Origin of the sequence: Gluconobacter sp. Dm-44 (genome assembly GCF_018256175.1) — a bacterium.
Lineage (GTDB): Bacteria > Pseudomonadota > Alphaproteobacteria > Acetobacterales > Acetobacteraceae > Gluconobacter > Gluconobacter cadivus.
The window spans coordinates 37,983-49,835 of the sequence record NZ_JAERLZ010000012.1 but is presented as its reverse complement, the minus strand read 5'-3'; the positions used below and the strand labels follow the sequence as shown (position 1 = coordinate 49,835).

Below are 11,853 nucleotides of genomic sequence, written 5' to 3'. Positions count from 1 at the left end.
CCTCAACGGATCAGGGTTTACGGCCTGCCTCAGTTGCGGGCGTAAACGTCTTCGATACGCACGATGTCGTCTTCGCCCAGATAGGGGCCGGACTGGACTTCGATGAGCGTCAGCGGAATGCGGCCCGGATTCTCAAGACGGTGCACACAGCCCAGCGGCAGATAGACGCTCTCATTTTCACGAACCATGATCTGGTCCGTATCGCGCGTCACAAGCGCCGTCCCGCCAACGACGACCCAGTGCTCGGCACGATGGAAGTGCTTCTGCAGCGAGAGCTTCTGACCCGGCTCCACGACAATGCGCTTCACCTGGAAACGGTCTGCCTGGATCAGGCTCTCATAGAAGCCCCACGGGCGATACATGCGGTTATGCGCCACAGCCTCCTTACGGCCCGCCTTCTTCAGACGGTTGACCATGTGCTTGACGTCCTGCGCGCGGTCACGATGCGACACCATGACAGCATCCTGCGTCACAACGACGACCAGATCTTCAACGCCAGTGACCGTGGCAACGATTCCGTCCGACCGAACGTAACAGTTCTTGGCACCATCAAGGAACACATCACCAAACGTGGCATTGCCCGCATCGTCCTTGGAAGACAGATCCCAGAGCGCGTCCCAGCTTCCGATATCGGACCATCCGAACGTGCCCGGCACCACAGCCGCACGCTTGGTACGCTCGGCAACGGCGTAATCCACGGAGATATCCGGAGCCTGACGGAAGCTCGCATCATCCAGCCGGTCGAAGTCCAGATCGCTGTGACGGGCCTGAACGGCCTGTCCGACATGCTCATAGATGTCCGGCTCGAACGTCTTGATTTCAGAGAGGAAAACGCTGGCCTGCGTCACGAACATGCCGGAATTCCACAGATACCGGCCATCGCGGAAGAAAGCCTCTGCGGTTGCGGCATCAGGCTTCTCGACAAAGCGCGACACTTCGAAAACACCATCCAGCCCCGGAAGAGGCGCGCCGCTCTCAATATAGCCATAGCCGGTTTCAACGCGCGTCGGCTTCATGCCGAATGTCACGATCCGCCCTTCGGCTGCCGCAGAGACGGCCTGTCCCAGAGACGCATAAAGCGCAGCTTCGTCGGTAATCGCGGCATCCGCGGCCATGATCCACAGAATGGCATCCGGATCGGTCTCGGCCACGAGGAAAGCTGCTGCCGCAATGGCGGGCGCGGAATTGCGTCCGACGGGTTCGAGCATGATCCGGGCATTATCGACACCGACATCCCGCAGTTGTTCCGCCACGATAAAGCGATGCTCGGAATTACAGATCACGATCGGTGCCGAGAGTTCCGCACGGACACCGCGCAGAGCGGTTTCCTGAATCAGAGTCCGTTCCGTCAGGAGAGGCCAGAACTGTTTGGGATAGCTGCTGCGCGACACTGGCCAGAGGCGGCTGCCTGATCCACCGGAGAGAATGACTGGAACAATCTTCTGAGACATAAGGGGGCTCACGCTTTTTCATCCAGGAGATGGGGGCCATACAGCCTACCCGAATGACCGGCACCATACATGAAGGTGAGAGCTATTCCAATTTTGCTTTACAGATACTTTCGCCAAATCCAATATTGATTTAATATTAATGATTACAACGCACAAAAAGGAGTCCGGAAAGCGGTAGAGATTGACTACCGACAGTAGCAGGTCTTCTTGTCTCCGCACGGGAAACAGCCTCGCCTGCGGAGAAACAGATCCATGAGACAGAACATTTTCTCCTCAGGCATCCTGCTGGCACTTCTCGGATACGCCGCCTTTGCCATCAGCGATGCCTGCTCCAAAGGGCTTGCGGGGCACCTCGATTCTTTCGAAGTCGCTTTTTCAGGCGGCGTTTTCGGCTTTCTGCTGCTGCCCTTCATACGCCGACCAGACGAACCCTATTCCGATATTTTCGCGACGAACCGGCCGGGCATGTGGATTCTGCGCGCTGTTTCAACATTCGTCTCAACAGCCGCCAGCGTCATGGCTTTCATGCTGCTTCCCATGCCAGAAGCGCTGTCGCTGATGTTTCTGATGCCGTTCTTCGTCACCATCATTTCCGTGACGATCCTGAAGGAAAAGGTTTCGTTCTGGACGTGGCTTTCGGTTGGAATCGGTTTTCTGGGCGTGTTGATCGTCCTGCGTCCCGGCGCCCGGGCATTTCACCTCGGCCATGTCTGCGCCATCGTCGCCGCGCTCGCCAATGCCAGCAGCGTCGTGTCTTATCGACTGGCCGGAGACAAAAGCGCACGGCTTTCCCTGTTCGGATCAAGCCTGTTCGGACCGCTGATCGGCGACGGCCTTCTCATGATCACCCATGCCTCATGGCCACATGGGCTGCGGGTCTGGGCCCTTCTGTTCGGATACGGTTTTCTGGCCGCTCTGGGGCAACTCTTCATGATGATGGCCACAGCCGTCGCCCCCGCGAACCGGGTCGCGCTGCCGCAATACAGCCAGATGGTCTGGGCCGTCGCGTTCAGCTACCTGCTGTTTCATCAGCCATTGGACAACTGGACATTCATGGGAATCATCGTCGTGACGCTGTCGGGCATGCTGAACTGGATCCGACAGAAACTGCGCTTCGAGCGCATGGCGCTGGAAGAACGCTGGGAGCACAGACACAACCACCCGGCTGAGACCGCAAAGCCCAGTTGAACGCTTATTCAGATTTTCAGAAGAAGTGCTGGGGCGAATGACGGGGATCGAACCCGCGACAACCGGTACCACAAACCGGCGCTCTACCGACTGAGCTACATCCGCCACACAGCGACGCACTCTCTAGAGGAAGGTTGGGGCATTCGTCCAGTCTTTTGACGCATTTTTTTTCACACTCCTGATTTTTTTTTGGCCGCTTCCACCCGCGCTGATGTCGGTTCTCCCGGCAATTCCATCTCTTCAATCCTGAGGCCAGCCGGGTTACACTGCATGCATCATTGCCGCGCCGGGCCTGAATACGTCGCACCCCGTTCACGCCCTGCCCTCAAGGATTTTCATGACTCCCGCTCTCTATCGTCGCCAGTGGGCACAGAACCCTCTGCGCGAAGTGCTGGCCGGAATGGTCGGAACCTTTGCCCTCATTCCCGAGGTCATTGCATTCTCCTATATCGCCGGTGTTTCGCCAGCAGTCTCGCTGTTCGCGTCCTTCGTCATTTCCGTTTCGATCGCCATTTTCGGCGGGCGTCCGGGGATGATCTCGGGGGCCGCGGGGTCTGTGGCTCTGGTGGCCGCACCACTGGTTCACGCCCATGGCGTTCAGGCCATGCTTCTTGCCACACTGGTTGCTGGCGGGTTTCAGATCCTGTTTGGTCTGCTGCGGCTTCAGGCCGTCATGCGGTTCGTTCCCGCCGAGGTCCGGACCGGTTTCGTCAATGCTCTGGCCATCATGATCTTCTCCGCACAGGTCCCGCAGATGCTGGGGGTGAGCTGGCACACCTATGCGCTGATCGCGCTGGGCCTTGTCATTATCTATCTGTTGCCCCGCCTGTCCGATGCCATTCCTTCTCCATTGATCTGCATCGTGGTTCTCACTGCCATCACGATGTTTTATCCGATGCCGGTTCATACCGTCTCCGATCTCGGCGACCTCCCGACCGGTCTGCCCAGACTGACCTTTCCGCATATCGCGCTGGACTGGGCCACATGGTCCGTTGTGCTGCCCTATGCTCTGGCTATGGCCGCTGTGGGCCTGCTGGAATCCATGATGACGGCCTCTGTTGTCGATGACATCACCGATACTCACGGCGACCAGCGCATGGAATGCACAGGCCTCGGCATTTCCAACATTTTCGTCGGTGCGTTCGGGGGCATCGCGGGCTGTGGCATGATTGGCCAGACCGTTGGCAATCTGCGCTATGGCGGACGCGGGCGTCTGTCCACCTTCACCGCAGGCGCATTCCTGCTGGCTCTCATGGTACTGCTGCACCGCTGGGTCGGGCAGGTTCCGATGGCCGCTCTTGTCGCCATCATGATCATGGTTTCCGCCAGCACGTTCTCCTGGGGAAGCCTGCGCGATCTGGCCCGCCATCCGCGCCTGTCCAGCCTGACCATGCTCGTCACCGTGGCCGTGGTCGTCATGACCCACGATCTGGCCGCAGGCGTTGCGGTTGGCGTCATGCTTTCAGGCGTGTTCTTCGCCTGGCACGCCGCGAACCTGCTGCGCGTCACGGAAAAGCGTTCCGGCGATGTGCTGACATATAGCGCGTCCGGTCAGGTCTTTTTTGCGTCCGCAGACAGCCTCTCCGATGCGATCGACTACCATACTGACGCCCCTATTGTTGTGCTGGATCTGAGCGAGGCCCGTCTGTGGGACATCACGTCCGTTCAGGTTCTGGAAAAAATTATCGGCAAACTGCGCGCGCGCGGTCGTACTGTCGAAGTTATGGGGCTGCATCCCGAACGACATGGCATTCTGGCAAGCCAGTCGAACGAAGCCCTGCTCGCGCTATAAAAGACGATCCGGGCGGGGCAGATTGGGGATGAATTCCGTCCAATCTTTAATGTGGCCGTAATCTGGCCCCATACCCCTGCCCACGCTCTGACGGTAAGAAGAGATTATGGAGCCGCCCCAACCCTCCCCATCAGCTTTAACGCGAAAGATTTCCCGCGATCATCGCGTGGATGCCCTACGCGGTCTTGCGCTGCTGATGATGCTGGTGGACCATGTTCCGGATGATCTGCTCAATCGCATCACGATCCGCAATTTCGGATTTGCCGATGCCGCCGAGATTTTCGTCATGCTGGCGGGTTACGCCTCCTATCTGGCTTATGGGCGCCTGATCGACCGCGAAGGCTGGAAAACCGGTATTCACCGTATTCTGGCCCGCTGCCTGAAGCTGTACCTGTACCAGACCGGCATGACGCTGGTGTTCGTCTGGACGGTTCGGCAGTGGCGGCACTATCAGCCGTTGCCCGAATATACGATCGAGCCGCAGCTCGCGCACGGCTATAGCTGGCTGTGGCGTATCCTGACTTTCGATGCGCTTCCAAGCTACCTGAACATCCTGCCGCTTTACGTCGTGCTTCTGGCGCTGTTTCCGTTGATTTACTGGATTCTCAAGCGCAGCCTGTGGCTGCTTGTTGCGCTCAGCGTCGGTATCTGGGCCATCGCCAATCTGGACCCGCACCTCACCATTCCCAACTGGCTCGATCCCAGTGGATGGTATCTCAATCCGTTCGGCTGGCAGTTTCTCTATATTCTTGGGATTCTGGGGGCTGTCTGGGCCGCGAAAAACAACGGCGATCTGCCGTATCGTCCCTGGGCCAAAGCTCTGTGTCTGGCCTATCTCGCAGGCGCGTTTGTGCTGTGCTTTCCCTACGAATACTGGCACGTCCCGTTTTTGCGGATTTTTCCAGCCCCGCCCAATATGGGCAAATCCACGCTGGCCATCTGGCGGCTGCTGGACATCATGGCGATCTTCTATCTTGTGCAGTCTTCCGCTGCGCTGCGCCGCATCTCCGCAGACCGCATCGGCCAGAGCCTTGCCCTGCTCGGCCGGAATTCCCTAGAAGTCTTTGCCTGCAGCACGGTGCTAGACCTTCTGGGACGGCTGATGTTCGCCAGCTTCGGCATCAACCTGTGGGAACAGCTTGTGATGAATGTGGTCGGCCTCGGTCTGACCTACGCGCTGGCCATACCGTTGGACCGTGTCCGCCAGCGCGCCAGAGCCGCCCGCGCCTCTTCACGCAGCGCAGCTCCGGCGACACCGGCGTCCGAGTAGAAAAACTCAGGCGTCCGGCTGCACGATCCGGTCTGGATGAAGCAGTTCGAAACGCTCCAGATCCGCCGAGAACAGACGGACCTGCACATCCATTCCATCGTCCCGGTCTGTCCGGCCGACCACTTCGCCATGCTGGTAAAGCCATGCCAGCGCCGCGCCATCCGTAATGGGCAGACGCACATCGACGGATTTCATGGAGCGCGTCAGATACTGGTCCAGAACCTCGAAGAGGTCCGGCAGACCTTCGCCTGTGATGGCGGAAATCGCGACAGCATTCTCCCGCTTCGGAACAGCCTCGACACCGCCCACCAGATCGGCCTTGTTCAGAACCTCGATCGTGCGGTCCGACCAGTGTGAATCCAGCACACCGTCCCGCACCATGCCATCCAACACGTTCAGGACGTCTGCCCGCTGGGCCACGCTGTCGGGATGCGAAATATCGCGGACATGCAGGATCACGTCCGCCTGCGCCACTTCTTCAAGCGTCGCCCGGAAAGCCGCGATCAGTTCGGTCGGCAGTTCACTGATGAATCCCACGGTGTCGGACAGGATCACATTCCGCCCGGACGGCAGGCGCATGCCGCGCATGGTCGGGTCCAGCGTAGCGAAAAGCTGGTCCTGCGCATGAACGGACGCCCCGGTCAGGGCATTGAACAGCGTGGACTTGCCCGCATTGGTGTAGCCGACGAGGGCCACGACCGGGAACGGGACGCGCTTGCGGGATTCACGATGCAGGCCGCGTGTCCGGCGCACCTGTTCCAGTTCTTTGCGGATCTTGCCGATCCGCTCAGCCAGCATCCGGCGGTCGGCTTCCATCTGCGTCTCACCCGGACCGCCAAGGAAGCCAAAGCCGCCCCGCTGACGCTCAAGATGGGTCCACAACCGGACGAGGCGCGAACGCTGGTATTCCAGATGGGCCAGTTCGACCTGCAACACACCTTCACGGGTGGCGGCACGCGCGCCGAAAATATCAAGGATCAGCCCCGTCCGGTCCACAACCTTGCAGGCCAGCGCCTTTTCAAGATTGCGCTGCTGACCGGGCGACAGCCGCGCATCAATGACGACCACATCCACATCGTCGAGCTTGACCGCCTCGGCGAGCTGCTCGACCTGACCGCTTCCCAGAAGGGTCGCGGGGCGACGGGCACGCAGCAGGATTGCGGCCTGACGCACCACGACAAGTCCGATAGACGCCGTCAGACCGACGGCTTCCTCAAGCCGTGCATCGGCCGCCCGGATTTCTTCCTGCGGCCCCGACTTTTCCCACGGCAGAATAACGGCGGCGCGTGTTGCGGGTTTTTTGGTGTCGAAACCGCTCAAAGTTCTTCTTCCACAAAATTCATCGCCGTGACCGGCATGATCGTGCTGACGGCATGTTTGTAAACAAGCTGCACATGGCCATCCCGCCGCAGCAACAGGGTCTGCGCATCCGACTGGGCCAGGATTCCCTGAAGCTTCACGCCATTGACCAGAAAAACCGTCACGGAGGCTTCCGTCCGGCGCAGATGATCGAGAAAGGCCTCCTGAACGGCACGAGGGCCGACAGGAGAGGAATGTTCTGAAGTCACGCTGTTATCAGTCGACAGAGGAAAGAGAAGGAAAACCGGCGCGTCATTTCAGCCACTCACCGGCGTGGATGAAGCAGGCGCACGATCTTCATTGGTTGTCACGCCAAGCTGCTTGAGTTTGCGATGCAACGCACTGCGTTCCATGCAGACGAAGCTGGCCGTCCGGCTGATATTACCGCCAAAGCGCATGAGCTGCACCTGAAGATACTGCGTTTCGAACAGATCCCGTGCCTCACGCAGCGGCAGGCTCATGACATCCGCACCCGAATTGAGGCGTGTCATGGACGGCGCACCCTGACTGATGGTGGAGGGCAGCATGTCCGCGCGAATCGGATCATTGCCCGTCCCCGGCATCATGATCAGCAGCCGCTCCATCAGGTTGCGCAACTCCCGCACATTGCCCGGCCACTCATAGGATTGCAGCGCGGCAAGAGCGTCCACCGACAGCTCCCGCACCGGCAGGCCCGAAGACTCGGCGCAGCGGTCAAGGAAGTGCCGCGCAAGACCCGGAATGTCTTCGCGCCGTTCGCGCAGCGAAGGAATCCGCAGCGGGACGACCGCAAGCCGGTAGTACAGGTCTTCCCGAAACCGGTGTGCGGCGATCTCTGACTGAAGATCACGGTTGGTGGTCGCGATGACACGGATATCCACCTTCACCCGCGTATTACCGCCCAGACGCTCGAAGGTCTGGTCCTGAAGCGCGCGGACGATCTTGCCCTGCGTTTCAGGCGGCATATCCGCGACTTCATCAAGCAGCAGCGTGCCACGATGGGCACGCTCTAACACGCCACGACGCATCGGCTGGCCGTCCTCGCCCTCAAGACCGAACAGCTCCTCTTCGAAGCGGTTGGGCGCGAGCGTCGCACAGTTCAGGGCAATGAACGGACCTTCCGCACGGCGGGAGCGCGCATGGATCATCCGCGCTGCCACTTCCTTACCTGCCCCGGCCGGACCGCTGATCAGCACACGGGAATTGGTGGGGGCAACACGTTCAATCTGGGCACGGATGGCCGAAATGACGGCACCCTCTCCCGAAAGGGTCGTTTCCGGGCCAGCCCTCAGGCGCAGTTCCGCATTCTCACGTTGCAGGCGCGCGGCTTCAAGCGCGCGCCGCACCACCACCAGCAGCCGGTCCGACTGGAACGGTTTTTCGATGAAGTCATAGGCGCCAAGCTTGAGGCTCGACACTGCCGTCTCGATGGTGCCGTGACCCGAGATCATGAGCGTCGGCAGGCCGGGTTCCTCGGTCTGGAAAATCTTGAGCAGTTCGATTCCATCCAGCCGGGAGCCCTGAAGCCAGATGTCCAGAATTGCCAGCGACGGACGATGCGCGCGAAAGAGTTCGAGCGCCTGATCCGAGTTGCCGGCTGTCCGGGTTCTGTAGCCCTCATCGTTCAGAATACCCTCGATGAGGAACCGGATGTCCGGTTCGTCATCGACGATCAGGATCTCATGTTCCATCTGCTGTCCTCATAGTCTGAAGGTCCGTTTCCCCCGGGACATGGCTCTCCTGCTCCCATAACGGCAGGGACAGGGTGACGCGCGTTCCCCGCTGCCCGCATGTCGGGCCACGGGAAAGGTCTGGTTCCCGATCAGTGAGCTGAAGCATCCCGGAATGGTCCTCCATGATCTTCTTGACGATCGCAAGGCCGAGGCCGGTGCCCTTCGCCTTGTGGGTTACATAAGGCTCGGTCAGCCGGTGGCGTTCCACCGTCGGCAGGCCGATCCCGTCATCTTCTATGTCTAGCAGGACATGCCCGCCGCGAATGTGCAAGCCCACCACAATGTGTCCTATTGGCTGCACTGCCTGCCCTGCGGGCTGTCCGGAAGCAGTTTCTCCCGGTTTTCCGCGGCCTGCCATGCTGATAGCATCGGCTGCATTCTGTAAAAGGTTTGTCAGTGCCTGACCGATGAGTCGCCGGTCACACCGCACAATTGGCCCTGAGGGAGGCAGTCCAGTGGTCTCGAACACAATTTCGGGATGGGCATTACGCTGGAGCACCAGCGCCTCCCGACACAACCTCGAGAAGTCCTCCGGCTGCATGACGGGCTGTGGCATCCGCGCAAAGGCGGAGAACTCGTCAACCATCCGTCCGATATCCCCAACCTGTCGCACGATCGTATCGACAAGCTGCGTATAGGTCTCAGGATCAGAGTGGATTTCCTTGAGGAAGCGCCGTTTCAGACGCTCTGCCGCCAGCTGGATCGGGGTCAGTGGATTCTTGATCTCATGCGCCACACGACGTGCAACGTCGGCCCACGCAGCCTTGCGCTGAGCGGACTGAAGATCCGTAATGTCATCGAAGGTCACGACATAGCCCGCGACATCCTGCCCGCGCAGTTCCGCCACGACCCGCACAAGCAACGTGCGCCCCGCCCCCGCACCTGCGCCCTCGCCCGGTCCACCCGGACGCTGCGCGCCTTCGGTATCCACCTGGATTTCGGCCGTATGGACGCGCTCTGGCGCCATGCGTGCCGCCTCCAGCAGGGCGGAGAACTCCGGCACACGCTCCGTCAGTTTCCGGCCGATGGCGGGCTGGAGGTCGCGCTGGAGCACACTGGAGGCTGCACGGTTCGGCAGTTCGATCACCTGCGCCCGGTCCAGCCCGATCACGCCTGCCGAGACACCAGCAAGTACGGTTTCGGTAAAGCGGCGGCGCTCGTTGATCTGATCATAGGCCTGCATCAACTCGGAACGCTGGCTTTCGAGCTGATCCGTCATGCTGTTGAACGCACGCGACAGCCCCGTCACCTCGTCGTCCTTTTCCTGCCCCGCGTCTTCCGGAACCGGAACCCGAACGCCCAGATCCCCCTTGGAAATCCGCTGGGCGGCCAGAATGAGAAGCCCCAGCGGATTAGCGATCCGGTTGGCCAGCGCCAGACCGGTCAGCATTCCCACCGCCAGAACCAGCAGGCCCATCAGCGCGAAAATGACTGCAAACAGAACCTGCGTCTTGCCACGATTGGCAATCAGCCGCTGATAATCCGCAACCAGAGTATCCGTCCGGCGCATGTGCTCCACCACATCCGGATCGACCGGCCGGGTAATGACCAGCATGAGCCCCGAATTGCCACCCAGCGCCACCACGGCCCGCACTTTGCGCTGATCCGGGCGATCAAGAATCACGGCTTCGCCATGCCGGGCCAGTTCCACAACCGATTTCGGAGGAAGTGGCGGGGCCGTGGACATATCCGCATCGCTGCCCAGAAGGCCACCGACGGCCAGAACTTTAGAAGTCAGGGGATCGAAGACCTCCGCATCCGTCAGGCCCCGCTCCGTCACTTCGTCGTCCAGAAATTCCTGAAGGCGCGCCGGGTCATGGAAAAGATCAGTCCCGCGAGAGAAAAGCTCGTCGTTCTGGACCGTAATCAGCGTGTTCGCGAGCGCGAAAGCTTCGGTTCGGGCGTTGTCGTTATGCTCCTGCAGATAACCGACTGCGACCGATCGTGCCTCCGTCAGGGCATCATTCACACGGTTGGAGAACCAGATTTCCACACCATAGTGAAAGAACAGCGTCGCGACTGCCCCCACGACGATGGTCGGGGCGACCGCAACGATGCCGAACAACGTAATGAGCCGCACATGCAGACGCGCACCCGCCAGACCAAGCCTGCGTTCGGCCACCATCCGCCCGATCTGCACCACGGCCGCTGCCGCAATCAGCATAAGCGTGATGAAATCGAGCAGGAAGACGATTGCCTGAACCTGCGGACGGTGCGCCAGAGACATGCCGCCTGACAGTACGACGAACGTCGCAAAGGCCAGTACGAGCGCCAGAACTGTCAGAAGAACCGCCCCGTTGGCACTCGTCAGCCTTGCAAACAGGCGCCTCAGGGAACGAAATTTCACTCGTCGATGCCTTTCGGGATCGTGATGTCCAGTTCGCGGATACGTTTGCGCAGGGTGTTGCGGTTCACTCCCAGAATGGAAGCAGCCCGCAGCTGGTTGCCGCAGGTCCGGCGCAGGACCATTGTAATTAGCGGCCGTTCGACTTCGCCCACCACACAGGCATGCAGATCGCCCGCGCCGTTTTCCAGATCACCTTCAAGATATTCGGACAAAGGCCGCTCCAGCGCACGCTCCAGTCCGCGAGGACGTGCCGTGCCCGTACCTGCCGCCAGACGACAGACCGCGCCGATGCGTTCAGGCCCCATCCGCTGCGCCGACGGCAGCGCCGACAGCCACTGGTGCAGCCCTGCCGCCAGCCCCCCCTGCCGCAGAAGCAGGAGCGGATCGTGACGGCTTCCGGCGATGACGCGCAGATCCGTCTGCGCAAGACAGTCCACGAACCGGTCCTGCATCGTGGGACACAGACAGTCGATTTCATCCAGCAGAAGAGTTCCGCCCTGTGCCTGCTGGATCCAGCCCGCCTCGACGCCTCCAAACAGTGCCACCTCGCGCAGAGCACGCGGGGTGGCGGTCAGGGCCGCAACCACGAAAGGATGCTGCGCGCGCGGACTGTGGCCGTGGAGCCTACGGGCCACGTCCTGCCGATCCAGCCGAGAGGCTCCGTAAAGGAAAACCGGATGACAGCCCTGCTCGACCAGACCGGATACGGACACTTCCGTCATGAACGGCGCATA

Annotated in this window: 9 protein-coding genes and 1 tRNA gene; 3 read left to right on the top strand and 7 right to left on the bottom strand. The window is 60.6% G+C overall.

The window, feature by feature from the left end:
* Window positions 1-29: 29 nt before the first annotated feature.
* Complete coding sequence (locus JK213_RS12875) at window positions 30-1,451, bottom strand: mannose-1-phosphate guanylyltransferase/mannose-6-phosphate isomerase (protein WP_194262255.1); 1,422 nt, start codon at window positions 1,449-1,451, stop codon at window positions 30-32.
* Window positions 1,452-1,703: 252 nt separating this feature from the next.
* Between JK213_RS12875 and JK213_RS12870 the strand changes: the two genes are divergently transcribed.
* Entirely contained in the window at window positions 1,704-2,639 is a 936-nt protein-coding gene (locus tag JK213_RS12870) for a DMT family transporter (RefSeq protein ID WP_194262254.1), read from the top strand.
* A 29-nt stretch (window positions 2,640-2,668) separates the two neighbouring features.
* On the opposite strand, the gene JK213_RS12865 is transcribed toward JK213_RS12870, so the two are convergent.
* Window positions 2,669-2,744: transfer RNA gene (locus JK213_RS12865), tRNA-His, on the bottom strand.
* Window positions 2,745-2,976: 232 nt separating this feature from the next.
* Here JK213_RS12865 and JK213_RS12860 point away from each other — a divergent pair.
* Both JK213_RS12860 and JK213_RS12855 read left to right on the top strand, forming a co-directional pair.
* A complete protein-coding gene (locus tag JK213_RS12860) occupies window positions 2,977-4,431 on the top strand; it encodes a SulP family inorganic anion transporter (RefSeq protein ID WP_194262253.1) in 1,455 nt (484 codons plus the stop codon).
* A 106-nt stretch (window positions 4,432-4,537) separates the two neighbouring features.
* A complete protein-coding gene (locus JK213_RS12855) occupies window positions 4,538-5,701 on the top strand; it encodes an OpgC family protein (RefSeq protein ID WP_194262252.1) in 1,164 nt (387 codons plus the stop codon).
* Window positions 5,702-5,707: 6 nt separating this feature from the next.
* Here JK213_RS12855 and hflX read toward each other — a convergent pair whose 3' ends face one another.
* Genes hflX through JK213_RS12830 form a run of 5 tightly spaced genes read right to left on the bottom strand, consistent with a single transcriptional unit; the run spans window position 5,708 to window position 11,841 of the window.
* Complete coding sequence (gene hflX, locus JK213_RS12850; RefSeq protein WP_194262251.1) at window positions 5,708-7,021, bottom strand: GTPase HflX; 1,314 nt, start codon at window positions 7,019-7,021, stop codon at window positions 5,708-5,710.
* Window positions 7,018-7,269, bottom strand: coding sequence for an RNA chaperone Hfq (gene hfq / locus JK213_RS12845; RefSeq protein WP_194262250.1), 252 nt, complete (start codon window positions 7,267-7,269; stop codon window positions 7,018-7,020). The genes hflX and hfq overlap by 4 nt, the downstream gene beginning before the upstream one ends.
* 48 nt (window positions 7,270-7,317) lie before the next feature.
* Entirely contained in the window at window positions 7,318-8,730 is a 1,413-nt protein-coding gene (locus JK213_RS12840; protein ID WP_194262249.1) for a sigma-54 dependent transcriptional regulator, read from the bottom strand.
* Complete coding sequence (locus tag JK213_RS12835; protein ID WP_194262248.1) at window positions 8,720-11,119, bottom strand: PAS domain-containing sensor histidine kinase; 2,400 nt, start codon at window positions 11,117-11,119, stop codon at window positions 8,720-8,722. Before JK213_RS12835 ends, JK213_RS12840 begins: the two co-directional genes overlap by 11 nt.
* Entirely contained in the window at window positions 11,116-11,841 is a 726-nt protein-coding gene (locus JK213_RS12830) for a sigma 54-interacting transcriptional regulator (RefSeq protein ID WP_194262247.1), read from the bottom strand. The genes JK213_RS12835 and JK213_RS12830 overlap by 4 nt, the downstream gene beginning before the upstream one ends.
* Between the last annotated feature and the right edge of the window lie 12 nt (window positions 11,842-11,853).